The organism is Salegentibacter sp. (genome assembly GCF_036568425.1).
Lineage (GTDB): Bacteria > Bacteroidota > Bacteroidia > Flavobacteriales > Flavobacteriaceae > Salegentibacter.
This window is the reverse complement of sequence record NZ_DATCSO010000099.1, coordinates 41,701-65,037: the sequence shown is the minus strand read 5'-3', so window position 1 is coordinate 65,037 and position 23,337 is coordinate 41,701. Positions and strand designations below refer to the sequence as shown.

The 23,337-nt window shown below is 40.9% G+C and carries 18 protein-coding genes; 13 read left to right on the top strand and 5 right to left on the bottom strand.

Features of this window, described 5'->3' with window-relative positions:
* Window positions 1-2 precede the first annotated feature (2 nt).
* Window positions 3-1,031: a rod shape-determining protein gene (locus tag VIM94_RS09625; protein ID WP_081211824.1), complete on the bottom strand. Its 1,029-nt coding sequence runs from the start codon at window positions 1,029-1,031 to the stop codon at window positions 3-5.
* A 38-nt stretch (window positions 1,032-1,069) separates the two neighbouring features.
* Window positions 1,070-2,602 carry a bifunctional phosphoribosylaminoimidazolecarboxamide formyltransferase/IMP cyclohydrolase gene (gene purH, locus VIM94_RS09620; RefSeq protein WP_332039085.1) on the bottom strand — a complete coding sequence of 511 codons (1,533 nt, stop codon included), beginning with the start codon at window positions 2,600-2,602 and terminating at the stop codon, window positions 1,070-1,072.
* 144 nt (window positions 2,603-2,746) lie between these two features.
* On the opposite strand from purH, the gene VIM94_RS09615 reads away from it, so the two are divergent.
* A complete protein-coding gene (locus VIM94_RS09615) occupies window positions 2,747-4,000 on the top strand; it encodes an ABC transporter permease (RefSeq protein ID WP_332039084.1) in 1,254 nt (417 codons plus the stop codon).
* A gap of 7 nt (window positions 4,001-4,007) precedes the next feature.
* On the opposite strand, the gene VIM94_RS09610 is transcribed toward VIM94_RS09615, so the two are convergent.
* Entirely contained in the window at window positions 4,008-4,478 is a 471-nt protein-coding gene (locus VIM94_RS09610) for a GAF domain-containing protein (RefSeq protein ID WP_332039083.1), read from the bottom strand.
* A gap of 90 nt (window positions 4,479-4,568) precedes the next feature.
* Between VIM94_RS09610 and xrtF the strand changes: the two genes are divergently transcribed.
* The 12 genes from xrtF to VIM94_RS09550 all read left to right on the top strand — a co-directional run bounded on the left by xrtF (window position 4,569) and on the right by VIM94_RS09550 (window position 20,026).
* Window positions 4,569-5,114, top strand: coding sequence for an exosortase family protein XrtF (gene xrtF / locus VIM94_RS09605; RefSeq protein WP_332039082.1), 546 nt, complete (start codon window positions 4,569-4,571; stop codon window positions 5,112-5,114).
* Window positions 5,111-5,554 carry an exosortase F system-associated membrane protein gene (locus VIM94_RS09600; protein WP_332039081.1) on the top strand — a complete coding sequence of 148 codons (444 nt, stop codon included), beginning with the start codon at window positions 5,111-5,113 and terminating at the stop codon, window positions 5,552-5,554. Before xrtF ends, VIM94_RS09600 begins: the two co-directional genes overlap by 4 nt.
* A gap of 100 nt (window positions 5,555-5,654) precedes the next feature.
* Window positions 5,655-6,044 (top strand): HYC_CC_PP family protein, encoded by a 390-nt coding sequence (locus tag VIM94_RS09595; protein WP_332039080.1) that lies wholly within the window; start codon window positions 5,655-5,657, stop codon window positions 6,042-6,044.
* A gap of 111 nt (window positions 6,045-6,155) precedes the next feature.
* Window positions 6,156-9,977 (top strand): efflux RND transporter permease subunit, encoded by a 3,822-nt coding sequence (locus VIM94_RS09590; protein ID WP_332039079.1) that lies wholly within the window; start codon window positions 6,156-6,158, stop codon window positions 9,975-9,977.
* A gap of 1 nt (window position 9,978) precedes the next feature.
* On the top strand, window positions 9,979-11,235 hold the full coding sequence (locus VIM94_RS09585) for a TolC family protein (RefSeq protein WP_332039078.1): 1,257 nt from the start codon (window positions 9,979-9,981) through the stop codon (window positions 11,233-11,235).
* Complete coding sequence (locus tag VIM94_RS09580) at window positions 11,222-12,940, top strand: efflux RND transporter periplasmic adaptor subunit (protein ID WP_332039077.1); 1,719 nt, start codon at window positions 11,222-11,224, stop codon at window positions 12,938-12,940. The genes VIM94_RS09585 and VIM94_RS09580 overlap by 14 nt, the downstream gene beginning before the upstream one ends.
* Window positions 12,941-13,091: 151 nt before the next feature.
* Complete coding sequence (locus VIM94_RS09575; RefSeq protein WP_332039076.1) at window positions 13,092-13,799, top strand: PepSY domain-containing protein; 708 nt, start codon at window positions 13,092-13,094, stop codon at window positions 13,797-13,799.
* A gap of 27 nt (window positions 13,800-13,826) precedes the next feature.
* Window positions 13,827-14,420 (top strand): DUF3347 domain-containing protein, encoded by a 594-nt coding sequence (locus tag VIM94_RS09570; RefSeq protein ID WP_332039075.1) that lies wholly within the window; start codon window positions 13,827-13,829, stop codon window positions 14,418-14,420.
* A gap of 68 nt (window positions 14,421-14,488) precedes the next feature.
* Window positions 14,489-15,055: an AraC family transcriptional regulator gene (locus VIM94_RS09565; protein ID WP_332039074.1), complete on the top strand. Its 567-nt coding sequence runs from the start codon at window positions 14,489-14,491 to the stop codon at window positions 15,053-15,055.
* Between the two features lie 212 nt (window positions 15,056-15,267).
* Entirely contained in the window at window positions 15,268-15,588 is a 321-nt protein-coding gene (locus VIM94_RS09560) for a four-helix bundle copper-binding protein (RefSeq protein WP_332039073.1), read from the top strand.
* Between the two features lie 56 nt (window positions 15,589-15,644).
* Entirely contained in the window at window positions 15,645-18,776 is a 3,132-nt protein-coding gene (locus VIM94_RS09555) for a heavy metal translocating P-type ATPase (RefSeq protein ID WP_332039072.1), read from the top strand.
* Between the two features lie 26 nt (window positions 18,777-18,802).
* A complete protein-coding gene (locus tag VIM94_RS09550) occupies window positions 18,803-20,026 on the top strand; it encodes a permease (RefSeq protein ID WP_332039071.1) in 1,224 nt (407 codons plus the stop codon).
* Between the two features lie 6 nt (window positions 20,027-20,032).
* Here the strand turns inward: VIM94_RS09550 and VIM94_RS09545 are convergent, their stop codons facing one another.
* On the bottom strand, window positions 20,033-21,319 hold the full coding sequence (locus VIM94_RS09545) for a UDP-N-acetylmuramoyl-tripeptide--D-alanyl-D-alanine ligase (RefSeq protein ID WP_332039070.1): 1,287 nt from the start codon (window positions 21,317-21,319) through the stop codon (window positions 20,033-20,035).
* A gap of 67 nt (window positions 21,320-21,386) precedes the next feature.
* A complete protein-coding gene (gldJ, locus tag VIM94_RS09540; RefSeq protein ID WP_332039069.1) occupies window positions 21,387-23,081 on the bottom strand; it encodes a gliding motility lipoprotein GldJ in 1,695 nt (564 codons plus the stop codon).
* Window positions 23,082-23,337: the final 256 nt, after the last annotated feature.

Sequence of the window (23,337 nt, the reverse complement as noted above, 5' to 3'; positions counted from 1 at the left end):
TCCTACTTGATCAAAATTCCCTTATATCGGTTCAATGTTTTTAAGGTTATTCCGGTTCCTCTTACTACCGCTCTAAGCGGGTCTTCGGCGATGTAAACCGGGAGATCTGTTTTTTGAGATAAACGTTTGTCCAGTCCGCGCAACATAGATCCACCACCGGCAAGATAAATCCCGGTGTTATAAATATCGGCCGCAAGTTCGGGTGGGGTTTGGGATAAGGTTTCCATAACCGCATCTTCGATACGAAGAATTGATTTATCCAGGGCCTTGGCGATTTCGCGATAAGAAATATTCACCTGCTTAGGTTTTCCTGTTAAAAGGTCACGCCCCTGTACACTCATTTCCTCCGGTGGAACTTCAAGATCTTCCGTGGCTGCTCCTATCTGGATCTTGATCTTTTCGGCGGTTCTTTCCCCAACATAAAGGTTATGCTGCGTACGCATATAATACACAATATCATTGGTAAATACATCTCCGGCAATCTTAATAGATTTGTCACAAACAATTCCACCCAGGGCGATAACCGCGATCTCGGTAGTACCGCCACCTATATCTACGATCATATTTCCTTTGGGTTGCATTATATCTACTCCAATCCCTATCGCTGCAGCCATAGGTTCGTGTATTAGGTATACTTCTTTTCCGTTTACCCGCTCGGCACTTTCTTTAACCGCCCTCATCTCAACTTCAGTAATTCCTGAAGGTATACAGATCACCATCCTTAAAGCCGGAGTGAACATTTTTTTCTTCAGCGCAGGAATCTCTTTGATGAACATGGTGAGCATTTTCTCACTGGCATCAAAGTCTGCAATTACTCCATCTTTTAAAGGACGAATGGTTTTAATGTTTTCGTGGGTTTTTCCCTGCATCATGGCAGCTTCTTTCCCTACCGCGGTTATTTTTCCTGATGTTCGGTCGCGGGCTACTATTGAAGGACTATCTACAACAACTTTGTCGTTGTGGATAATCAAAGTGTTTGCGGTTCCTAAATCTATCGCTATTTCTTCAATGAGAAAGTCAAAAAATCCCATAGTATGTTAAGTGTTGAGGTTTGGTAAATGTAATAAAATTAATGTTTAAAATGGCGGGTTCCCGTCACCACCATTGCAATATCATTTTCGTTGCAATAATCTATACTAAGCTGATCTTTGATAGATCCTCCAGGTTGAATCACCGCTGTGATTCCCGCATTTCCCGCAATTTCGACACTATCGGGAAATGGGAAAAAAGCGTCACTGGCCATCACGGCGCCACTTAGGTCAAAGTTAAAAGAACGAGCCTTAGTTATGCTTTGATTAAGTGCATCTACACGTGAGGTCTGTCCTGTGCCACTTGCACAGAGTTGTTTGTTCTTTGCCAAAACAATGGTATTTGATTTGGTGTGCTTGCAAATCCTGGAAGCAAATAACAAGTCAGATAACTCAGCATCTGTGGGTTTATTGTTGGTGACCTGTTTTAAATCTTCAGCAGCATCAGTTTTTAAATCTTTCTCCTGAACCAAAACCCCATTCAGGCAGGTTCTAACCTGTTTTTTAGGAAGCTCTACTTCCTTTTGAACTAACAAAATTCTGTTTTTCTTTCCTTTTAGAATTTCTTCAGCTTCAGCCGAAAAAGAAGGAGCGATCACTACTTCACAAAAAAGTTTATGAATCTCCTCTGCCGTAGCCTTGTCAATTTCAACATTGCTAATCAGAATTCCGCCAAAAGCAGAAACCGGATCTCCAGCCAGGGCATCGGTATAAGCCTGCTGTAAAGTCTCGCGTTGAGCGAGGCCACAAGCGTTATTATGTTTTAAAATAGCAAAAGTTGGCGCCTCGCCCTTGAATTCGTTCATAAGATTTACCGCGGCATCAACATCCAGCAGGTTGTTGTAAGATAGTTCTTTCCCGTGTAGCTTATCGAACATCGCCTCAAAATCTCCAAAGAAAAATCCTTGTTGATGTGGGTTTTCTCCATAGCGAAGTACAGTACCTTTCTGATAGCTTTCTTTGTAAACTTTTACTTCATTTTCGGCATTGAAATAGTTGAAAATTGAAGTGTCATAATGCGAAGAAATGTTAAAGGCTTTGGCGGCAAATTTTTTGCGATCGGCAAGGCTGGTTTCCCCCGACTTTTCGCTCAGTAAATTTTCAAATTCCTTATAATCTTCAACCGAAGAAACACAAAGCACATCTTTAAAGTTCTTGGCCGCGGCACGTATAAGCGAAATACCTCCAATATCGATCTTCTCAATAATTTCATCTTCAGAAGCTCCGGAGGCAAGGGTTTTTTCAAAAGGGTAAAGATCTACAATCACAATGTCTATCTGCGGAATTTCATATTCAGCCAATTCCTTCACATCACTCTCGTTCTCCTGACGATTTAAGATTCCACCGAAAACTTTTGGGTGCAAGGTTTTAACCCTTCCTCCAAGAATAGAGGGGTAGGAAGTGATATCTTCAACAGGAATAACCTCTATTCCCAGGTTTCTGATAAATTTCTCTGTTCCCCCGGTAGAATATATGGTGATACCCAGCTCATTGAGTTTTTTGGCGATAGGGGCCAGTCCGTCTTTACTGAATACAGAAATTAAAGCAGATTTTGCTTGTTTTAAGTCGCTCATTGTGTTGTGTTTGATGAAGTGGCAAAAGTAAGTATTTCACCCGCAAACATAAAAGCGAATGAATTTATTTATCAATAAAATTGTAACGAATTTTCAACACAGGCGTCTTATCTTGTGATTCCTTTAAATACGGCAGTTAACTGTATGTTTATATATCTTAGACTTTTAAAAGAAAGCTTCACTTTTGCAGTGAATGCGCTCAGGAATAATAAGCTGCGCACCTTTCTTTCCTTGTTAGGAGTTACCATTGGTATTTTCTCCATAATCGCAGTGCTTGCGGCTGTAGATTCTCTCGAAAAGGAGATTAAAGGCAGCTTGAGCTCGTTGGATAATAGTACTATTATTATAATGCGTTTCTCATTTGGCCCTACAGACATTCCACAGTGGAAAAGACAGCAGTTTCCAGATGTCTCATACGATGAATATCAGCATCTAAAGCGAAATCTGCCAGATTTGGAGGCTGTAAGTTACGTTGTTGGTGTTCCTTCAGAATCTATAAAATCCCAGGGTGTAACCAGTGAAAATGTAGATATTGGTGCCGTGACCAGTGAATATTATGATATAGAGGCTTTCGAGTTAAAGGAAGGGCGGTTTTTTAATGAATCTGAATCAGTAAGTGGCTCTCCTGTTATTGTCCTTGGCCACGAAATCGCCAATAACCTCTTCGGAAATTCCAGCCCATTGGGGAAAGAGGTAAGACTCTATGGTCGAAAATTACAGGTGATTGGAGTTTTAGAAAAACAGGGTGCCTCTCTCTTTGGGAATTCCAGGGATGGACAGGCCTTTTTACCGGTCAACCTGGTGCGAAGAATTTATGGTGATAACAATAAAGCGGTCTTTCCACAAATAGTTCTTAAGCCTGAAGACGGGGTAGATAATGCTGAATTTGTGGCTACCGTGGAACAACAACTTAGAAATTTGCGTGCGATCAAACCGGGAGAGACCAATACTTTCTTTATTAATCAGCTACAGGGCTTTGCCGATTTTATAGATAATATAACCGGGCAGATGAATATCATTGGCCTTATCATTAGTGGCTTTTCATTGCTGGTAGGAGGATTCGGTATTGCCAATATTATGTTTGTGAGTGTTAAAGAGCGCACAAACCTTATAGGAATTCAAAAATCACTTGGAGCTAAGAATAAATTTATCCTTTTTCAGTTTCTATTCGAAGCCGTTATTTTATCGGTAATTGGCGGATTAATAGGCCTTTTTCTGGTGTGGGTGGTTTCTATAATTGCCTCCCAATTCACCGGCGATTTCGAATTCGTGCTATCCCTCCGGAACCTCATGCTGGGTACTATTGTTGCTGCGATTATTGGATTGATCTCCGGAATAATCCCTGCAATCTCTGCCTCGAAATTAGATCCGGTAGAAGCGATAAGAACCGGTTTTTAGGAGTTTTTTAGGCAGAGGGAGATTTTAAAACTCCAGCTACTTTCTCATTTACCCATTCCAGGAATCTTTCGTCTTCAATATTGAAAGGATCTTCGGTATTCGAATCGATATCAATCTGGCCAATGTTCTCCCCGTTTAAAAACAAAGGAACTACAATTTCTGCTTTAACATTTATGCTACAAGCAATGTAATTGTTTTGCGTCTTGACATCGGGTACTACAAAGTTTTCATTAGATACGGCTACCTGGCCGCAAATGCCTTTTCCAAAGGGAATAATGGTATGGTCGGTAGGTTCCCCGGCGAACGCTCGTAGTTTTAATTCTTCCTTGTCAGCATTTTTGAAATAAAAACCAACCCAGTCGTAATAAGGGATATTTTCTTTCAACAGGTCGCAAATTTGCTCCAAACGATGATCTACAGAAAGTTCTTCGTTAGATAAAATCTTTTCTACTGCGGGTTTTAGTTTCTGAAATGGCATAACAATATGTTTTGGGGCAAAAGTATTTAAAAATTTGCGCAGGCTGGGTGGCTTATTTGTATAAATTTGTTAAAAAGCCTTTAATCACTCTTGTTTAAACTATTCATAAAATACAAATCGGTACTTCGGTTTATCCTTATTTTCCTGGGAAGCTATTTTATTTTGAGTCTTTTATATAACTGGTACCTGGACCTTTTTAGGTCTGAGGTTTATTACCCCGATTATGTAACCCATATGGTAGCCAGGCAAACTGAAATGCTTATAAGTAGTTTTGGCTATACCGCCCAGATAGAGCCGCATCAATATTACCTTTCGATGAAATTGATGATCAACGAGCAATATCTGGCGCAAATCGTTGAGGGTTGTAATGCGATGAGTATAATGGTGCTTTTTGTGGCTTTTATCCTTGCTTTTTTTGGAAGACTAAAGACTACTTTAGCCTTTCTCCTGGCCGGGTTGGTGATTATCTATGCGATGAACATCATTCGTATTGCGGTGCTTTCTATTGGAATCTATGAATATCCACAGTATACCGAGTTTCTACATACCATTATATTTCCGCTCATTATCTACGGAACGGTTTTCGTGCTATGGATCCTCTGGGTTTATATTTATTCTAAAAATCAGCCACAATGAAACCGGGATATCGTATAATTTTAATTGGCTTCCTGGTTGTGCTTCTGGCTTTGGTTCGGGTTTTTGAGGAGCATCTGTTTTATGACCCTATAAATGAATTTTACCGCAGCGGATTTTATATGCTCGATTATTTACCGCAATATAAATTGCCTGAGTTATTGCTAAACCTGAGCTTTAGATTCTGGCTCAACTCCATTATCTCTCTCTTAATCCTGTATGTGGCATTTTTCGATAGAAATATTGTGAAATTTGCCGCAATTTTATTCCTCGGTTTTTTTCTGGTGGGGGTAGCAGCCTACTCGTATTTACTGCTTAACCTTGAACAGGGGCACGTGATGAGTTTGTTTTATGTAAGAAGGTTTCTGATTCATCCGGTCTTTATTCTTATTTTACTTCCGGCTTTTTATTATTACCGACTTCAGAAACGAACAAAACCATAATTTCAAATTAATTGCCGATAATCCTGAAGTTGCCCCGGAAAAAATTGTCTGTATCTTTGAAAATGCCTTTATATATAAAATTTAACTATTTTTGTAGCTGATGAAAAAAGCTTTTCAAAATAGCGGTTCTGTTTTACTAGCCCTGATGGTGCTGTTTTCTACCTTGTCTTTCACGGTAGACAAACATTTCTGCGGAAGCTTTTTAGTAGATAAAGCAATTTTTTCTGAAGCTGAAACCTGCGGAATGGAAATGGAGAATTCTGCAGATAATTGTTGTACCAATGAAAAAGTGGTGATAGATGGGCAGGATGAACTCAAGCATTCCTTTGAGTCACTTGATTTCGAACAGCAGATATTCATTGCAAGTTTTAGCTTTTCCTATTTAAATCTTTTCGAAACCCTTTCTAAAGAGGTTATTCCGTTTAAAGATTATTCCCCTCCCTTGCTGGTCACAGACATACACCTGGTAGACCAGGTTTTCCTAATTTGATTTTATTGATGATCGCGGCCTTTTTCTCCTTCAGAAAATAGCCCATTCCTTATTTTTTTTGAATCAGAGCTCCTCTTTCAGTTTTGGATCACATCAATAAATCATTTAAAAATGTTTGATAAACTCATAAAATACTTTTTATATAACCGTCTGGTATCAGTGCTATTGCTTGTCTTTTTGATCGGCTGGGGATTGGTTACTGCACCCTTTAACTGGAATACCGGTTTTCTTCCTAATGACCCTGTCCCGGTAGATGCCATTCCCGATATTGGTGAAAACCAACAAATAGTTTTTACCGAATGGCCAGGCCGTTCGCCACAGGATATTGAAGATCAGATCACCTATCCACTTACCAGTTCGCTTTTAGGGATTCCGGGTGTGAAATCGGTGCGTTCTAATTCCATGTTTGGTTTCTCCAGTATCTATATCATTTTTGAAGAGGATGTAGAGTTTTATTGGTCCCGTTCCCGGGTTTTAGAAAAACTGAATTCCCTTCCTTCGGGGCTTTTACCCGATGACGCTAAACCCACCCTGGGACCAGATGCAACAGCTTTAGGCCAAGTTTTCTGGTACACTCTGGAAGGCCGAGATAATGAAGGAAATGTTACCGGTGGCTGGGATTTACACGAAATGCGTACTATCCAGGATTATTATATAAAACCGGCCCTAAGTGCTGTGGAAGGTGTGGCAGAGGTGGCTTCCGTTGGAGGTTACGTCCAGGAATACCAGATAGATGTAAATCCCGATGCCTTGAAAGCTTATAATATTGGGATCGACGAGGTGATGAAAGCTGTGAAAAATTCCAATCGGGATGTAGGTGCAAAAACCCTCGAGATAAATAAGGTGGAATACCTGGTGCGCGGCCTTGGGTATATTGAATCTGTAGAAGACATTGAAAATACCGTGGTTTCAGTTTCAGAAAATACTCCTGTTTTAATCCGGGATTTAGCAGAGGTTCACCTGGGACCATCAGAACGTCGTGGCATTCTGGATAAAGGTGGAGCCGATGTTACCGGAGGGGTTGTGGTAGCACGTTATGGTTCAAATCCGCTAAAGGTTATAGAGAATACCAAGGAAAAGATCAGGGAGATATCTTCCGGTCTTCCAGGTAAAACCCTGACCAATGGCACCGAAAGCCAACTAACTATCGTGCCCTTTTATGATCGCACCCAGCTTATTCACGAAACCATAGGTACCTTAGAAAGGGCGCTCTCTCATGAAGTACTCATTAGTATTATTGTGATCCTTGTCCTGGTGCTTAATTTAAGAGCCTCCATCCTTATCTCGGCCCTGCTGCCTATCGGGGTGTTAATGACTTTTATCGCGATGCGCTACTTTGGTGTAGATGCCAACGTGGTGGCCCTGTCGGGGATTGCCATTGCTATTGGAGTGATGGTAGATGTCGGGATTGTTTTTGTAGAAAATACTATTCGGCATCTCGAAATGCGCAGAAACACCGGAGTTCGGGGTGAAAAGTTGCTTGCGGTGATCCAAAAAGCCACAATCGAGGTAGCACCTGCCGTTACCACTGCCCTGGCTACCACTATTGTGAGTTTTATTCCGGTTTTCTTTATGGAAAATGCTGAAGGTAAACTTTTCCGTCCACTGGCTTTCACTAAGACTTTTGCTTTGGTAGCAGCATTTCTGGTGGGAGTGCTTTTGCTGCCCATGCTTTCCTATTTTGCTTTTAATATTAAAATAAACAAGGAAAAAAGCCGAAAGACCTGGTATATAATTTTAATTGTTTCAGGGATGGTGCTCGCCATTTGGTTTAAATTCTGGCTTCCTCTCGCACTGACCTTGATAGGAGTTCTGAAGCTTTTGGAAAGACGTAATCCGGATTTTCTTGGTAAATATTCAGAAAAAATTACGATGCTGATAATTCTTCTGGTCACCATTTTATTCCTGGCAGAAGAATGGATGCCACTTGGTTTTGGTATTTCTTTGTTTACTAATTATTTCTTTGTAATCTTTTTACTGGCTATCACCCTGGCCGTATTGCTAGCCGTGGTGAAATTCTACCGGCCCATCCTTAACTGGTGCCTGCTCCATAAAGGAGAATTCCTGTTGTTGCCTCTAATCACTATTTTCTTCGGAATGATGATCTGGTTTGGCTTCCCAAAAATTTTTGGGTTTGTAGCCAACGGTTTTGATAAAGTAGGCTGGAATATAAGGACTACTTCAGCCTGGAGCGGAATGATTCATACTTTTCCAGGGGTTGGAAAGGAATTTATGCCTTCGCTTAATGAAGGTAGCTTCCTGCTGATGCCTACGACTATGCCTCATGCGGGAATAGAAGAAGTTAAGAAGACCGTTCAGCAACTCGATATTGCAGTAACCAATATCCCGGAAGTAGAGATTTCTGTCGGAAAACTCGGAAGAGTGGAGAGTGCCCTGGATCCAGCGCCTATTTCGATGTTTGAGAATATTATCAATTACAAATCTGAATATATTCTCAATGAAGACGGGAAACTTCAGGCATTTAAGGTTGATGATGACGAGCGTTTTATCACCAAATCGGGTGACAGTCTGACTAATGAGGAGGCAATTCTTCAAAATATTTCCGCTGAAAATCTCATCCTTGATGAAGATGGGGAATATTACCGAAACTGGCGGGAACACATTAAAAACCCTGATGATATTTGGGATGAGATCGTGCAACGCACCAGGCTGCCAGGAGTAACTTCGGCACCAAAACTGCAGCCAATTGAAACCCGTCTGGTAATGCTGCAAACCGGGATGCGTGCCCCTATGGGGATCAAAGTTTTTGGTCCCGATTTACAGACTATCCAGGATTTTGGAATGGAGCTAGAAGGCTTGCTAAAAGAAGTGCCATCAGTAAAAGCCGAAGCTGCCTTCGCCGATCGCGTGGTGGGGAAACCGTACCTGGAGATCGATATTGACCGAAACGCCATAGCCCGTTACGGACTTAGCATTGAAGCGGTTCAGCAGACTATAGAAACTGCTATTGGTGGAATGGAGATTACTTCTACCGTTGAAGGACGGGAACGTTTTCCGGTAAGGGTGCGTTATCCGCGTGAATTGCGTGACGATCCATCCAGCCTGGAGCAAATTTTGATTCCTACCCCGAATGGGGCTCAAATTCCTCTGGGGGAGCTGGCCCAACTCAATTATATACGTGGCCCGCAAATGATAAAAAGCGAGGATACCTTCCTTACCAGTTATGTGTTATTTGATAAACGCGATGGTTTTGCCGAGATAAATGTGGTGAACGATGCCCGGAACCATATTCAGTCAAAGATAGATTCGGGTGAATTAAAAGTGCCTGCCGGCGTGAGTTATAAATTTTCAGGAAATTATGAAAACCAGGTACGGGCCGTGAAACGCCTGGCTATTCTTATTCCTATCTGTTTGCTCATTATTTTTCTATTGCTGTATTTCCAGTTTAAAACCATTATTGCTTCAACTATTCATTTTTCCGGAGTCTTTGTGGCTTTTGCTGGTGGTTTTATAATGATCTGGCTTTACGGGCAGGGCTGGTTTATGGATTTCGGCATAGCCGGAACCAATATGCGGGATCTTTTCCAGATGGGAACCATCAATTTAAGTGTGGCCGTTTGGGTTGGTTTTATCGCGCTGTTTGGGATCGCCACCGATGACGGAGTGCTAATGGGAACTTACATCCACCAGGTATTTGAACGAAGAAATCCGCAAACTGTCTCCGAAGTTCGTTCGGCGGTGATGGAAGCCGGTTTAAAACGGGTTCGTCCCGCGATGATGACCACCGCAGTAACCATTATTGCACTTTTCCCGGTACTAACCTCCACCGGAAAAGGATCTGATATCATGGTGCCGATGGCCATCCCAATTGTAGGTGGAATGGTGATTCAGATTATGACCATTTTCGTCGTTCCGGTATTACAGGCCTACTGGAGAGAAACTGTAGTGAAAAAAACTGAGAAAACTATTTAAGATGAAAAACGTACTGAAAATAATAGTGATAGTTCTGGTCTTTTTCTTCGGAAATAAGGCTCAGTCACAGGAACTTCAAAACTATCTAAAGATTGCTGCGGAAAACAATCCGGAACTACAATCTGCTTATACTCAATTTGAAGCCGCTTTATTGCAGTCACCACAGGTAGCTTCTCTTCCGGATCCCACCCTCACCGTGAGTGCTTTCGGCAGGATGATAGAAACCCGGTTGGGGGCACAGGAGGCTCGTTTTAATCTGATGCAAATGTTTCCCTGGTTCGGAACCTTGAAAGCTAAATCCCAGGCTGCCGATTTGATGGCAGAAGCCCGGTTTCAGGAATACCTGGCAATGCGTGGCAACCTGTTTTATGAAGTAAGAAAAGCCTATGCAGAGCTTTATGAACTGGAAAATACAATCGAATTGAAAGTAGAAAACCTGGAGATTCTGGATTCATACCGGGAACTTTCGCTTAGTAAATTCAGAAGCGGGAGTTCTTCTATGGTGAATGTAGTTCGGGTCGATATTAAACGCGAGCAAGCCATCACCGAAATTGAACTTGAAGCAGAAGCCTTGGAAAGTTTGAAGAAACAATTTAATTATTTACTGAACAGGGAACCGGAAGCACCTGTAACTATTCAGGATACTTTGTTGATAAATAGCCTCGAAACATCTGAAGTTGAAGAGATAGATTTTGATAATCACCCAGAACTTACAAGATACGATCGTGAGCGGGAAGCCTACAAAAGCAGAGCTGAGGTTGCGCAAAAGGAGGGCTTACCAAAGCTGGGCCTGGGCCTGGATTATTCAATTATTTCCGAACGTACCGATGCTAATCCATCCAGGAATGGGGAGGATGCCATTATGCCAATGTTTTCGGTGAGCTTACCTATTTTTAGAAAAAAATATAAAGCGGCCGAAAAGGAAGCAGAATTAATGCAAACCGCAGCTAGACAAAATAGGGAAGCCCGTAAAAATAAGTTGTTGGGTGTGTATGAACAAACCCGCTATGAGCTCAATAAAGCAAAAAAACTTCTGGCACTTTACGACAGGCAGATCAACAGTTCAAACCAGGCTAATAGTTTACTGGTTTCCGGCTTTGGAAATAATACCGAAGACTTTGAGGAAGTCCTTCGGATGAATCAGGATATTCTAATGCTAAATACCCAAAAACTTGCTGCTTTAAAAAAGAGGTTTATCGCCCAGGCGAAATTGGAGTATTTGACAACTAAAACTGAAAATTACGATGAAAACAAATAATATACTTAAGGCCTTAGGGATCCTCATTATTGGGATACTGCTGGGTTGGGCTATTTTTGGCGGTGACAGTGATGATACCGCAGATCACGATCATGCCGAAACTGACCAGGAAACTATCTGGACTTGCTCTATGCATCCATCGGTAAGACAAAATGAACCAGGAGCCTGCCCTATTTGCGGGATGGACCTTATTCCCCTTGAGGAGGAAGAATCTTCGACTGCTCCAAATGTTTATAGTATGAGCGAGAATGCGATGAAACTTGCCAATATTACTACAATGAAAGTAGGGCAAAGTGAAGCTTCCCGTGAAATCAGGTTAAACGGGAAAGTTGTTGTTGATGAACGCAACACCTATTCCCAGTCGACCCACATCCCCGGAAGAATTGAAGATCTAAGAGTTAATTTTACCGGGGAGAAAGTGAATCGAGGCCAGACTCTTGGCGTTGTTTACAGCCCTGAACTTGTTACCGCCCAGGAAGAATTATTGCAGGCTTATTCAATAATGGAAAGTCAGCCTGATTTGTTTGATGCGGCCAAAGAGAAACTGCGCAACTGGAAAATTGGGGAGAACCAGATTCAACAAATTCTTTCTCAGGGAAGAGTTATTGAACGCTTTCCTATAACTGCTGATGTGAATGGGATAGTGACTGAAAAAATGGTAGACCTTGGGGATTATGTGGAGCGAGGAATGCCAATTTATGAAATATCAGACCTTTCTGATGTTTGGGTGCTTTTCGACCTTTATGAAAGCACTATGGGCTGGATAAATGAAGGTAGTGAGGTGGAATATACTATCCGATCCCTGCCAGGCGAGACTTTTACTGGAAAGATAAGTTTTGTAGATCCCTTAGTGAACTCCCAAACCCGGGTTGCTACCGCCAGAGTTGAAGTAGATAATAGTGGCGGGAAATTAAAACCGGGGATGTTTGCCACAGGAGTGGTAAAAAACAATATCGGGGAAGCCGGCCATCATGAGATCATAGTTCCCAAATCGGCGGTGCTCTGGACCGGAAAACGCAGTCTGGTTTATTTGAAGGAGGAAGCTTCAGGTGGAGCAGGTTTTAGAATTAAGGAAGTCACTTTAGGTCCATCCTTAGGGGATTCCTATGTTATTGAAGAGGGATTGCAGGAAGGCGATGAGATTGTGGTCAATGGAACCTTTACCGTAGATGCCGCCGTACAACTGGCGGGCAAACCCAGTATGATGAACCCTCCTGAAAGTGAAGAAACTCAGGAAACAATTAAAGAAATTTCCCTTTCAGAAGAAGAAAAAGCGAAGCTGCAACCGGTTTTTATTAATTATTTAAATTTGAAAGATGCCCTGGTAGAGGATGATTTTAAACTTGCTGAAAAAAAAGCAAAAGAATTGGAAAACAGCCTTGAGCAACTGGAAGTTTCTGGATTTAAGAAGCCTGCAGAAGCGGTATTGGAAAGCTACAAAATTCAGCTCGAGAATAATATAGGAGGCCTCACTTCCGCCGAAAATATTTCGCTTATAAGAGAGAATTTTGATGAATTTTCAATAGTGATGATTAGGATGGCACAAAGCCTTAAACCTTTTAACGACAAACTCTATGTGCAACACTGCCCGATGGCAAACAGGGATAGAGGTGCCGATTGGTTAAGCCTTTCGGATGAGATCAGGAACCCTTATTATGGTAGCGCCATGCTTAGCTGTGGGGAAGTAACAGAAATTGTAGAATAAAAATTAATGATTAAAACCAAGCTGATAAATTTAGCAGAACCTAATTTTATGATGGGGTCTCTGTCTATGAAGAAATGTTTTGGGTTTTACCTATAAATAGAAAATAAAAAAATGAAAATTTGTATAAGTTTACTGAATTAAAACCTACAAAGTGGTTAAACGAAAAACGATACTAAAACTAAGACAGGCCCACAGATATCTCGGGCTTTTTATAGGAATTCAGTTCATTATGTGGACCATAAGCGGGATATATTTTAGCTGGACAGACCTTGATGAGATCCATGGAGACCATTTTAGGAAAGAAGTGGTGAAACCTACTATATTTTCAAACTTGGGTGGTCCTGGGCAAATGTTATCGGGGACGCGCGTTACTTCACTTGAACTCAGGGATATTGGGGGAGAGGCATTTTACTTAGTTAATGGTAAAAACCTAATCGACCCTGAAACCGGAGAAGAAAGGCCAGATATTACCCCGGAAGAAGCATTGAAAATTGCTGAAATAAATATGCGGGATGGCCTTGAAGTATCGGGAATTGAATTAATCACTGAAACCGGAAAACATCATGAATACCGAAGCGGGACTTTGCCGGCTTATATGATCTCCTATGAGAACCCGCCTGATCTTAAAGCATATGTTTCCATACAGGATGCTACATTCAGATCGGTACGGCATAGAGATTGGCGTTGGTTCGACTTCCTTTGGATGACCCACACGATGGATTATGAAGGGCGGGATGACTTTAATAATCTTGTTCTTAGAATATTTTCATTGATGGGTTTGATTACGGTGTTAAGCGGTTTTGTACTTTGGTATATTTCGTCTCCCTCGGTAAGAAAACTTCAGAAACGAATTAAATAAGAGTAACTTTAAATATAAATAATAAAAATGATGAAGAAGAATTTAAAAAACTTAATGATGCTAAGCCTTGTAGCAGGAACACTCTCTATGACCTCTTGTCGTGATTCAGGAGACAAAAATGATGAACCGGCAGAACCTATGCAAAATGAAATGCACCAGGAACAGGAAATGGAGATGGATCATAGCAGCAGTCAGAATAAAATGAAGAACTACCAGGACGAAGCTATGAGTGCCGAATTCAAGGATGAAAATACTGCTACTGCTTATGAGCTATATGTTGATATTAAAGATGCTTTGGTGAATACCAAGGCTGAAATAGCAAAAACAAAGGCCCAGGAACTTAGTGAAGCTAAGACATCAGAAAAAATTACTGCAGCTGCGAAAAAGATCGCTTCCAGTGATGATGTGAACAAACAAAGAGAAGCATTTTCTGATCTTACAGGAGCAATGGAAAAGCAACTTGAAAGCGCTCTTGCTTCAGGAGAAATATACAAACAGTACTGCCCTATGGCTTTTGAAGGCAAGGGAGATTACTGGTTTTCTAATTCAAAAGACATTTATAATCCTTACTACGGTGATAAAATGTTGAAATGTGGTAGAGTAGATGCAACGATTAGATAATTAAATTAAATAAGGCTGTCTTGACAGAAACTTTTTTCCGGACAGCCTTGTTTTTAAACTTCAGAAATTTGAACAACAGGATTCTGCATATTAAAAATATGGTTTGTGACCGCTGCCTGACGAGTGTAAAAAAAATTCTTGAAACTCAAAATTTGTCTTACAAGAATGTTAAGCTTGGCAGGATAGAGTTGAATGAGGAGATTTCTGAAGAGCAGTTGAGTTTGCTTGAAAGCGAACTTAACAATACCGGATTTGAACTTGTAATAGAGCGTAGCGATAAAATTGTAAATACCATTAAGGCGGTTATTATAGAAATGGTTTACCATCGCAGTGATTCTGGAAATAAAAAGCTTTCAGAGGTTTTAAGCGAAAGACTGCATTACGATTACAGTCACCTAACCGGAATTTTTTCAAAAGCAGAGAATCAGAGTATTCAGAGCTTTCAGAATAAAATTAAAACCGAACGTATCAAGGAACTTCTTGAATACGATGAACTGAGCATTGCTGAAATAGCCGATGAAATGGGTTATGGAAGTGCCGCTTATCTTTCCACTTTCTTTAAGAAGGAAACAGGTTTAAAACCATCTGAATATAAACAGCAACACACATCCAGAGATCCGCTGGATAGTATTTAAACCCTATTCTTTAATTTGGATAAAAATTTTCAGAGTTTTGACTTGTCCCTCTTTGCTTCAATTCTTAAGTAGGGTAAGTGGTTTAAATTCAGTGTTATATGTTTCTTTTGAAAAGGCTTATTTTCGATTTTCTTATAACTTCTTACCATAATTTTAAAAGCTTTTCCGGTTTTGAGTGGCTATCTTTGGTGTAAACCAATAAAATGATAGTTATGAGAAATGAGAAGTTGATTCATGCATTGGGAAATTGTATAAACCACTGTAATTACTGTGCCGATGCCTGTTTGGATGAAGATGATGTAAAAAAGATGACAACCTGCATCAGGACCGATAAGGTTTGTGCGGAGGTTTGTTCAGCCCTTAATCAGGTGCTGGCAACCAATTACGGGAATGTGGACGGTTTAGTGAGGTATTGTATCGAAGTTTGTAATGATTGCGCTGATGAGTGCAGTAAGCACGATCATGATCATTGCCAGAAATGCGCCGAAGCCTGCAGGCATTGTGTAGATGCATGCCAGGACTATTTGGCTTAACCACAGAAATTCAATAGGACCCCGCTTAAACGGGGTTTTTTTAAGCATAAAACAATATGAAATACAGCTATAAAATAACAGGAATGACCTGCCTTGGTTGCAAATCTCAGGTGGAGTCGGCTCTTAGAAATGTAAATGGAGTTAAAGATGCCTGGGTAGATCTCGAAGAACAAAAAGCACAAATCGAGATGGAACATCATATTAAAATTGAAGAATTTCAGCAAGCACTCAGAAAAATACCGGGAAATTATGGAATTAAAGCTCCGGGTCCTATGAGTCATAGTTATTCAGTGAGTGGAATGTCCTGTAATGGTTGTCGTTCTCATGTTGAAGAAACCCTCAATAAAGTAGAAGGCGTTGAGGAAGCTAAGGTTGACCTGGAGAAAGCTGAGGCGGAGATCAGGATGAAAAAGCATATTCCGCTTAAGGTATTTCAGAAAGCTTTAGAAGAGGACGGTGGAAAATACGGAATTCACCCTCCCGGTCCCGTTACGAAGAAATTCGCGGTGAGTGGGATGACGTGTAATGGCTGTCGTTCTCATGTTGAAGAAACCCTGAATAAAGTAGAAGGTGTTGAGGAAGCTCAGGTTGACCTGGAGAAAGCTGAGGCGGAGATCAGGATGAAGAAGCATATTCCGCTTAAGGTATTTCAGAAAGCTTTAGAAGAGGACGGTGGAAAATATGGAATTCACCCTCCCGGTCCCGTTACGAAGAAATTTACAGTGAGTGGGATGACCTGTAATGGCTGTCGTTCTCATGTTGAAGAAACCCTCAATAAAGTAGAAGGCGTTGAGGAAGCTAAGGTTGACCTGGAGAAAGCTGAGGCGGAGATTAGGATGAAGAAGCATATTCCGCTTAAAAAATTTCAGAAGGCCCTGGAAGATGATGCCGGGAACTATAAGATTCATCAGCATGGAGAGGAGGTTAAGGTCGAAAAGAAAAAACCTAAAGCAGGTGGAACAGGGGTTTTTTACTGCCCTATGCACTGCGAAGGAGATAAAACTTACGACCAACCTGGAGACTGTCCGGTGTGTGGGATGGATCTTGTAGAAGAAGCCAGTCTAACCCCTGCAGCAACGCAGTATACCTGCCCTATGCACCCTGAAGTTGTGCAGGATGAACCGGGCTCCTGTCCTAAATGCGGGATGGAACTCGTGCCAATGGAACCAGAATCTTCGGAAAGTAAATCATATAAAAGACTTTTGAAAAAATTCAAATTAGCGGTCGCCTTTACTTTGCCCATTTTTATTATCGCCATGTCTGAAATGATTCCAGACAATCCTCTTTATAAATTAATGGAAATGAAATACTGGAACTGGGTACAGTTTGCACTTTCAATTCCGGTAGTTTTTTATGCCACCTGGATGTTCTTTGAGCGGGCCTGGCGATCTATAAAGACCTGGAATCTCAATATGTTTACGCTTATTGGGATTGGCGCGGGAATTGCCTGGATTTTCAGTGTTTTTGGGCTCGTATTTCCCGGTTTTTTCCCCGAACAGTTTAAAACTGAAATGGGAACCGTTCATGTCTATTTTGAGGCTGCCACAGTGATCCTAACCCTGGTTTTGCTTGGGCAGGTACTCGAAGCACGCGCTCATAGTAAGACGAATTCTGCTATTAAGGAATTACTGAAATTGGCTCCTAATAAGGCTATAAAAGTGGTTGATGGAGAAGAAAAGGAAGTTTCTATTAATGAAATCCATTCAGGAGATATTCTAAGGGTAAAGCCGGGGGATAAGATCCCGGTAGATGGTGTAATTAAAAAGGGCAATTCCAACATTGATGAATCCATGATTACCGGGGAACCTATTCCTGTAGATAAAACTGAAGGGGATAAAGTGAGTTCGGGCACCATAAATGGTAATCGTAGCTTTACGATGAAAGCTGAAAAAGTTGGGGAGGAAACCCTTCTTTCCCAAATTATTAAAATGGTGAACGATGCCAGTCGTTCTCAGGCGCCAATTCAAAAGTTAGCCGACAGGATTGCAGCTTATTTTGTTCCGGTGGTGGTGATGATTTCTATAATCACTTTTATTGTCTGGGCAATTTTTGGACCTGAGCCTTCCTACGTGTATGCCTTGGTAAACGCTATTGCCGTATTGATAATTGCCTGTCCCTGCGCCTTGGGTCTGGCTACTCCAATGTCTGTGATGGTAGGAGTTGGGAAAGGTGCCCAAAATGGAGTGTTGATAAAGAATGCCCGGGCTCTTGAACAAATGGATGATATCGATACCTTAATTATCGATAAAACCGGAACCATAACTGAGGGTAAACCAAAAGTGGAAAAGGTAGAGGTGATTTCAGAAGAAAATAAGGAGGAGGTTATTAAACTTATCGCCTCGGTGAATTCCCAGAGTGAACATCCTTTAGCAAAAGCTACGGTAGATTTTGCCAGGGAAAATGATTTGAAATTCATCGAGGCCTCAGATTTTGATGCTTTAACCGGAAAAGGTGTGACCGGGATGGTTACAGGCAAAAAAGTCGTTATTGGGAATGAGAAATTGATGCAGGCCGAAGATGTAGATATTTCTTCAGAAATAAATAAAAAGGTTATTGAAGAGCAGGAGAAGGGTAAAACTGTTTCTTATGTTGCTGTTGATGGTAAAATAGTGGGGTATTTAACGATTACCGATCCCATTAAGAAAACCAGTAGAGAAGCGCTGAAGTCATTAATGGATGATGGTGTTAAGGTCTTCATGTTTACCGGGGATAATGAAAAAACAGCCAAATCGGTTGCTGAAGAACTTGGTCTTAGCGGATTTAAAGCTGGAATGTTACCAGAGGATAAACAAAATGAAGTTAAAAAACTTCAGCAGGAAGGCAAGAAGGTAGCTATGGCAGGTGATGGGATAAACGATGCGCCGGCTCTCGCACAGGCCGATATTGGGATCGCAATGGGTACAGGAACCGATGTTGCTATAGAGAGTGCAGAGATCACTTTGGTTAAGGGGGATTTAAAATCTGTAAAAAAAGCCAAGACCCTTAGTAAAAAGGTAATGCGTAATATTAAAGAAAACCTGTTTTTCGCTCTGATTTATAATACAATTGGAGTCCCTATCGCGGCCGGGGTTTTATTCCCGGTTTTCGGAATTCTTTTGTCCCCAATGATCGCTGCCTTGGCTATGAGTTTTAGCTCTGTTTCGGTTATTGCGAATGCGTTGAGATTAAAAAATACAAAATTGGATTAAATTAGAGGAATCAAAAGTTTGAGAAAATGCAGGACTTTCTAAGCAAATGGGGAGAAGCGGCTTACACCAGTGCCGGATTTTTTTGGATGGCGTTATGGGCTTTTATTTTAGGTTACGTGATAAGTAGTTGTATCCAGATTTTTGTGACCGAAAAAAGTATGGAAAGAACAATGGGGAAAGACGAATCTAAAAGTCTTTTGCTGGGAACGTTCTTTGGATTTATTAGCAGTTCCTGTAGTTTTTCGGCCCTGGCTTCCACAAAAAGCCTGTTTAAAAAAGGTGCAAGTTTTCCTTCGTCTATTGCTTTTTTGCTCGCTTCTACCAATCTTGTTATTGAGTTGGGAATAATAATAGCCATCTTTCTGGGTTGGCAATTTGTTGTTGGGGAATATGTAGGGGGAATATTGCTTATCCTTATTAGCTGGATCCTTATCAGGATTATTAACCCAAAAAAACTGATCAAAAAAGCCAGAAAACGTCTTGATGAAGAGAAGGATGATGAAGAGAATTCTGAGAAACACTGGAAGAAGAAAATAAAATCTGAAACCAGTTGGGCTAAAGTATCCAAGCAATATGCCATGGAATGGAAAATGGTTTGGAAGGATGTGACCTTAGGTTTTACAGTAGCCGGGGTTGTCGCCGCTTTTGTTCCGGATTCATTCTTTCAAACTTTATTTATAAATACCGGGAATGGAAATACCGAATTTGGATTTTTTACCATTCTTGAACACATAATTGTTGGCCCAATAGCTGCTTTTTTAACTTTTATTGGCTCTATGGGAAATATTCCATTGGCAGCACTCCTCTTTGGAAAAGGAGTGAGTTTTGCTGGGGTAATGGCTTTTATTTTTAGCGATTTGGTTGTTTTTCCGGTTTTAAGAATCAACGCAAAATATTATGGATGGAAAATGTCTTTATTTATACTTTTTCTCCTTTTTACAGCGCTCATTGGGACTTCTTTATTGTTGCACTACGGGTTTAACCTGTTTAATTTATTGCCGGATCCATCTTCAGTAAAAATAACAGATACCGAGCACTTTAAAATAGACTACACCTTCTGGCTGAATATGTTCTTTTTAGTAATATCGGGAGTGCTGATTTATCTTGGCTTTTTTAAGAGAAAAGATGTAATGCATATGAAAGAAATGGCCCCTAAAAGCCACTTGCTGGAGACCAGTTTAAAATACATTGCTTTTATTTGTTATTTATGGCTTGCCGGAGGGCTTTTTGCGAAATTTTTTCTTTCCTGAAATAGCTTATAAAACTGTTACAAGATCTTCAAGTGCCATTGCTCTGGAACCTTTAATGAAAAAATAGCAATTCCTGAATTCGGTCATACTGAAATGCTTCTTCAGGTTTTCGGTGTTTTCGAATTTTATGGTCGTTGGAGACGTGGTTTTAGTCTTTTTGAAATTTCGCCCTACGAGATAAATTTCATCAAACCTGCAGGATTCGGCAAGATCCACAATATCCTGATGTTCGGGCTCAGAGGTAGAACCTAACTCCAGCATATCTCCCAGTACAGCAATCTTTTGTCCCTTGACCTTCGTTTCCCCGAAGTTTTCTATTGCAGCACGCATGCTTGTGGGATTGGCATTATAGGCATCAAGAAAAAGTGTATTGCTGTTTTTCTTCAGGGTCTGGGAGCGGTTATTTTCAGGAGTATAATTTTCTATGGCTTCCTTTATTTCATCAAGGGGAACTTTAAAATAAAGGCCGATGCAGAGAGCGGCGGCCATATTAAAGGCATTATATGTGCCTGTTAACTTGCTTCTGAAATCGGTTTGATTAAAATGTAGCCGGGCTGTTTGATCCTCGGAGATATACCTCACCTGAACCTGTGAAGTTCGTCCAGTGCCAAAACCAAAATAATGCTTATAAGGAAGCTGGACTCTTTGATTTTTATCATCAAGGTTTAAAAAGAGAAGCTTTTTATTTTCTTTTAAATAATTGTATAACTCACTTTTAGCCTGTATAACTCCTTCCAGACTTCCAAAACCTTCCAGATGTGCTTTTCCGAAGTTCGTGATATAGCCATAATCAGGCCTGGTAATTTTGCAAAGAAATTCTATCTCTCCTGGATGGTTTGCCCCCATTTCTATTATTCCCATCTCGGTGGTTTCATCCATTTCAAGAAGGGTTAGGGGAACCCCAATATGGTTATTAAGATTGCCCCTGGTGGCTATAGTCTTATATTTTTTTGAAAGAACTGTATCCACGAGTTCTTTGGTGGTTGTTTTTCCATTGCTACCAGTGATGGCGATAATTGGAATGTTGAGGAATTTGCGGTGAAAAGTAGCCAGATGTTGTAGGGTTTCTAAGGTATTCTTTACCAGAATATATTTGTTTGATTTGACTTCGAATTCCTTTTGGTCTATCACAACACAAGCCGCTCCCCTTTCCAGAGCCTCGGCGGCATATTGGTTGCCATTGAAATTTGGGCCCTTCAGGGCGAAAAAGATACTTCCGGGAAGGATTTTTCTGGTATCGGTGCTAACACCGCTACAAACCAGAAAACGTTGGTGGAGTTTAGCTATATTCATAAAATTAAAGCTAAAAAAAAGCCCTAAATAAATAGGGCTTTTTTAGAATATTTTAAAATATTAAGCTTTAATTTCTTGCTTTCTTATTTTTTTCTTTGGATTTTGAACCAACTCTGGACATCGCATTTCTAAACCCGATATAGTCGGTAGCCATATCCTGTGGGAAGAATCTGCGTTGTGCTGGATCTAACCAGTATGCACGATCTTTCCAGGATCCTCCCTTATAAACTCTCACTTCGTCACTTATTAGTGTGGTGCGCTGTGCCGAATCATAACCTCTGTTTACTGCCCCAGTGCTGTCTTCATAAGTAATATTATCGTAGGTGGGGGAGTTGTACATTCTTTTGGATGGATCATCTATTTCCTGAAAAGGTTGAAAATATCTCGAAGAACTCTTATCTCCATCCCGGAAGCTTCTCTGGTCGCTATCGGTATAATTAGTACGCATATAAGTATCTTCTTCGGTAACCGGTGTCTGAAGGATCTCTCCAGGTAGGTTTCTCGCTACGATCTGGCCATTGCTTAAGGTGTCAAATCGCACATCATCAGGAGTTACAATTTTCACGCTACCATCTTCGTTAATCTCGTGTTTGGTGTAAACGTTACCTCTGTAGTAGTTAAAGTCATTGAATTCGTCGTCTACAATTGGCCGGTATACATCGGCAACCCATTCTGCCACGTTTCCGGCCATATCATAAAGTCCGAAATCGTTTGGTTCGTATGATTTTACTTCAGCAGTAATATCGGCACCGTCATCACTCCAGCCGGCAATACCACCGTAATCTCCGTCACCTTGCTTGAAGTTTGCTAACTGGTCGCCCTGTCTTTTTATATCTCCGGAACGGGTGTATTGACCATCCCAAGGATATTTTTTTCTTCCGCGATATACATTATAATCTCTTATGCCTACCAGGCCTAATGCTGCATATTCCCATTCGGCTTCAGTGGGTAAACGGTATTCCGGTAAGATTATCCCGTCTTTTCGCTGAACAAATGTTTGTCCCCCAATGGCGTTGCCTTCAGCATCGGTATTGTCGGCGCTCCGTTCAATCATCTTTTCTGATTCCCGGCCACCCTGGCTGATTTCTGTGTTTCCGCCATAAACCTGGCTTGGAGCGTTAAGATAAGTTTCTGTATTAAAGGTGGAGCCGGCATTCACATCGGTGTACCTTGCGCCCTCTTTAATATAGCCTTCCTCTTCCAGCATCATTTCATTTACTCTGTCGGTTCTCCATTTGCTGAATTCAACTGCCTGAATCCAGCTAACTCCCACAACCGGGTAATTAGCATAGGCCGGATGGCGCAGGTAATTGTTTACCATAGTCTCGTTAAAACCTAGACGGTTTCTCCAAACCAAAGTATCTGGTAAAGCTCCTTTATATATGTTTCTGTAATTTTCTTCACTTGGAGGGAAAACATTCTTTAGCCAATCAAGATATTCCATATACATCATATTGGTCACCTCGGTCTCATCCATATAAAAAGATTGTACGTGTTGCTGGGTAGGGGTGTTGTTCCAGTCATGCATCACATCATCCTGTACCCGTCCCATGGTGTAGGTTCCCCCTTCAACAAAGACAAGGCCGGGACCGGTTTCCTGCTCCTCATAATCGGTTTTGTATTGGAAACCACCTTCTTTAGAGTTGATATCCCAACCGGTAGCCCGCGAATTATTCTTATAGTCCCGCGAATTGTTACAGCCTACAAAACTACCCGCTAAAGCGACAGCTATTAAGGCTTTAAAAGCAACATTAATTCTCATATTAATCATCTCTTTTGGTAGAAATTTAGGCTTTGCAATATAGTAATTAACGATAAATGTACAAGATTATTTTATTTTAATCAGAATACCTCAAGTTCTTATAAGTCCCTGAGGTTGTTGAGTGTTTGCTGTTTTTTTTAAACAGTCTCGTAAGCTTAATTATTACGGTGGTTTTGCATTTTTGATTGGGGCAAAATTAATAGTTTTTTACTGAAGCTTATTAGAATCAATAAAAATTTATCTAATATCCTTACTG